The organism is Bacillus sp. 05T22 (assembly GCF_056396765.1).
The window spans coordinates 1-4,234 of sequence record NZ_JBFTMC010000191.1; the positions used below are offsets into that span (position 1 = coordinate 1).

5 protein-coding genes are annotated in these 4,234 nt (G+C 34.0%); 2 read left to right on the forward strand and 3 right to left on the reverse strand.

Going from position 1 to position 4,234, the window contains the following annotated elements; translation table 11 throughout:
* Positions 1-64 precede the first annotated feature (64 nt).
* Positions 65-1,354 carry a plasmid recombination protein gene (locus tag AC1DIT_RS27320; RefSeq protein WP_476998557.1) on the forward strand — a complete coding sequence of 430 codons (1,290 nt, stop codon included), beginning with the start codon at positions 65-67 and terminating at the stop codon, positions 1,352-1,354.
* Between the two features lie 39 nt (positions 1,355-1,393).
* Here AC1DIT_RS27320 and AC1DIT_RS27325 read toward each other — a convergent pair whose 3' ends face one another.
* Positions 1,394-1,963, reverse strand: coding sequence for a replication/maintenance protein RepL (locus AC1DIT_RS27325; protein ID WP_016132190.1), 570 nt, complete (start codon positions 1,961-1,963; stop codon positions 1,394-1,396).
* A 598-nt stretch (positions 1,964-2,561) separates the two neighbouring features.
* Here AC1DIT_RS27325 and AC1DIT_RS27330 point away from each other — a divergent pair.
* A complete protein-coding gene (locus tag AC1DIT_RS27330) occupies positions 2,562-2,774 on the forward strand; it encodes a DUF6366 family protein (protein ID WP_476998558.1) in 213 nt (70 codons plus the stop codon).
* Positions 2,775-3,049: 275 nt separating this feature from the next.
* Here the strand turns inward: AC1DIT_RS27330 and AC1DIT_RS27335 are convergent, their stop codons facing one another.
* A complete protein-coding gene (locus AC1DIT_RS27335) occupies positions 3,050-3,577 on the reverse strand; it encodes a GNAT family N-acetyltransferase (RefSeq protein WP_016132192.1) in 528 nt (175 codons plus the stop codon).
* Between the two features lie 469 nt (positions 3,578-4,046).
* A partial coding sequence (locus tag AC1DIT_RS27340) for a hypothetical protein (RefSeq protein WP_476998559.1) occupies positions 4,047-4,234 on the reverse strand: 188 nt, incomplete at its 5' end.

The following is a 4,234-nucleotide window of genomic DNA, read 5'->3' on the forward strand; positions in this document are numbered from 1 at the left end:
GAAAAGGTTACTTTGCCAAAGTAACAAAGCTTTTGGTATAGTGGTAGCAAGGAGTTGATTCGTCATGAGCATGTCAGTTTCTCTCAAAAAGGCAACTAATAAAACTAATATCAAACACAATAATAGGACAATGAGCGAGAAGGAAAAAGAGCGAAATTCGCACATAGATTATTCAAAGTCTGACGAAAATAAATATCTTATTCAAAAAAATTTAAAGGAATTGTATCGAGAAGAATTTGGAGAAGTGTTGGAGAAATATAACGCCAAACAAAAACGAAACGATAGAAAAATTGATGACTATTACAAACACATTCAATCTAGTAAAAAAACTTCACTGCAGCAAGAAATGATAATTCAAGTTGGTGACATGAACGATTTTAATTGTCGTGCTGATTATGAAAATGCGAATGAGATTTTATTAGAATGGTTCAAGGGTTTTGAAGAACGAAATCCTAATTTGAAAGTTTATAATGCGGTTATTCATAATGACGAGGCTAGTCCTCATATGCATTTGAATTTTGTACCTGTGGCAAGTGGATATAAGCGAGGACTTGAAAAGCAAGTATCATTTGACCGAGCGATTACGCAACAAGATCCAATGTTAGATAAAACTCGTCCTTTTGATGATTGGCGAGAAAAAGAAGTGAATTTGTTAGGAGAAATGTTAAAAGAACGTAGTATTGAACGAAAATTAGTTGGCTCAAACAATTACAAAGACGTGAATGATTACAAAGAAAAAAAGGATTTAGAAAAGGAACTTCAATTTCTAAATCAAAAGATTTCTGAAAGAAAAAATGAATTGCGAGAAATGAGCGAGCAATTGCCATTAGATATTAATATCAAGACCAAAGGAAAAGAGAAAAAAACAGAGGTTGTAAAGTCAGGGTTTTTTAAATCAGAAACGGTAACCAAAGAAACTGGTAATTGGATTGTTTCAACGAGTGAACTTAAGAGGATTAAAAAAATCATGAATGACGCATATCTCGTGAAAAATGATTATGAGCGTTTGCAGACAACGGATCTAGTTCAGGAGAATAAAAATCTTCGTGAGGAAGTCTATCAAAAAACGAAAGAAAATGAACAGTTAAAAAAGGAATTGGTGTCAGCTACGCTTGAAATCGGTTCATTAAAGGGCGATATAAACTATTTGAAGGCTCATATATACGATTTGAAAGCAAACATAAAGGTTTTATACCAACAAACGAAAAAAATCTTTAAAGAGCAATTTGAAGCGTTTAGAGGGCTTATCAAAAATGAATTGGATATGAAAGGTATAGACAATCAGTTTGAACGTGAGCATAAGAGAGAAGTGAAAAGCAAACAGAAAGGACATGACATGGACATGGGGCGATAAAAAAGCGATACCTATTGTAAGGGGTATCGCTTTTTTGCTCTATTTTATCCCTTCTCTTTCGCGTAAGGCTTTGAATCTATCAAATTGGTTTCGATATTGATAATCTTTATTTTCCTTTTTGCTAACAAGGATTTTCCCATCATATTTTGCAAATTTTTTACTTGTGTTTTTATCTGTCCAAGCAAGGTTTTCGTTAACTATGTAAACATTAGAATTCCCCATTTTTAAAACATCTAAAAAACCATTTTCTTCGAGTAATTTAATTGCTCGATAAACAGTTGAACGTGATTTTTTAAAATAATCTTCAAAGACTGCATATGAGCAAGCTAAAGCATTACGATTGTCCATATGTTCTAGTATAAAAAATAACAAACTACTTGCGAATGGTTGATTAGTCATAAGCCATCTTAATTCAGGCATATTTTCACGATACAATTGAATAAAATTAAAATTCTTTTCTCTTTCCTCTTGTTCTTGTCGATTTTGTTCTTCTGTTTTTTTTAAGTCTGCAAATCTTACTATATCGTTTTTTGATATTCCTGCTAGTTCTAAGATGTCAAAAAGTTGTTCTTTGTTAATGTTGATATCTTCGTTAGTTTCACCACTCATAGTTAATACCCCCATTTTTAATGTGTCACAAGCTATGATACATTAATGTATCAATTATGACACATTGTAGGTCATTGTATGAATATAGTCAAGTAATTATTGACACAAGGTGCGTCAAGTATGTGTCACAAGCTATGACACATTAATGTGTCACAAGCTATGACACATACTTTCTTCAAAAAACCTTATTTATCAACATTTTTTAGCCTGTCCCTTTCTATATCTCTTAGTAAGGTTTTTCTCCATGCAATGGTCAGGTAGTATTTTTGAGCAAAGAACGCTCAAAAATCTCCACCTTTCCTCCATTGCATGGAGAAATTCGGCTGGTTTTTAGCTTTCGCCAAGCCGAACAGACCAAAAACGAGGTTAAGTTGCTCGACTTGGACTGGCAATTGTACCAGCCGAAACACCTAGTTCTATCGTTCTAAGCAACAAACTTACTCCATATTTAGTTACGTTAAGTTCCTGGGGGCTAGCCCCCAACCCCCCAGCCAGCACTCACACCCAAAAACAAGGAGTAGCTTAAAATTAAAAGAAAAACATTACACAGCAATTATTAAATAAGCAAAATATGAATTAATTTTGGAGGTGATTATATATGGATTCAAAAGAAACACCAAAAGAAAAAAGAGAACGCTTAAGACAAAATGAATTAAAAAATAATCCTACAGGTTCTCTGAACGAGGGATTAAAAAGAGCGGAAAATGGTAATTTAGCAGATTTATCTGGTGGTATGGGTTGGAAAAGTATAGGTTTATTAATTTTAATGTTAATTTTAGGATTTATTATATACAATTTTATTTTTCATTAAGGGGTACCGCCAGCATTTCAGAAAAAAACAACACTAAAAGTATGCAAGATTTTATGCAAAAAATAGGAAGACATCGGGAACTATGGGGAGGCCAAAAGGCGCGCCAGAATAGGAATGTATAAAAAGATGCATAGCCTCATAGAAAGAGAAAAAGGCGAATCCCTTATGAGAGTAGGAATCCGCTTTTTTCTTGCTACCGATAATGTGGCGTTATGTTAACTTTATATGTATATAGTATTCATTACTTTATAAAAGTTAATAGATAAAAATCATAATTATAATGATATCCAGTACCTTCTAGTCAATTTCCCATCATTAGGATCTAATCTCTTATCTTCTAATACACCGTTATTATTTTCTATTATCCCTATTGAACCCAAATTATCATCAGCACACGTTACAAGGATTTTATTAAGCCCTAATATTTTTGATTTTGATAAGGCTAATCCTAGCATTTTTGAACCATATCCTTTTTTTCTTTCACTTGGTTTTACAGAATATCCAATATGCCCTGCATAGTTCAATAAATAGTCATTTAATTCTAATCTTAAATTCAACATACCAACAATTGAACTATCGCTCTTTTTAACAGCAATATACTGAATTGCTGGTACTCGATTGTCAGGAACAGTTTTTCGATTTTCGTTTATTTTTAAATGATCTAACCAGTCTGTTACGCTGTTTTTAAAAGCTAATGTAGAAGTTCCTTCAATTCCATTTGAATTATATGGGTACTCGTTCTTGTAATTCATAATTTCTTGTTCAAATTCTAAACTAGGTAAAATTAATTCAATTTCATCCATTGCTATCACTCCTAAGAATTGATATCCATAAAATAACAAAGCCATCGACATTTTGCTATCTAAATTTACTACTTATAACGACAATTATGTAAAGGAGCTGTCCATTTGGATAGCTTATTTTATTTTTTTGCTTTGCGTGTTTTTATCAAAATGTTGGAGCGATAACTCATAGATAAGAGGTAGTTGCATCGTGTCTGTCAACGGTAAGCGGACAGAATGAAGCCAAAGCGAAATGAAGGAGCATTAAGGAGTTGATAGACTCACTATGGTACCCTCTTGTGGTTGTCAAAAGGTACCCTTTTGCCCCTGCCAACCGGCGAGGGAGCCCCCTCAAAATTGAGGGGGGTGGGGGTGTTTTATAAAGGGGTCAAGGGGGAAAGTTCCCCTTGTAGGTTCGGACAAAGTCCGAGGTCTTTTTTTGCCATGCAGGGCATGGCTTGGCGGAGCCAATAAGTCTCGCAGAGCCTTTTCATTGTGTACATGGAGCGTAGCGGAATGTCACAATACAGAAAAGGTTACTTTGCCAAAGTAACAAAGCTTTTGGTATAGTGGTAGCAAGGAGTTGATTCGTCATGAGCATGTCAGTTTCTCTCAAAAAGGCAACTAATAAAACTAATATCAAACACAATAATAGGACAATGAGCGAGAAGGAAAAAG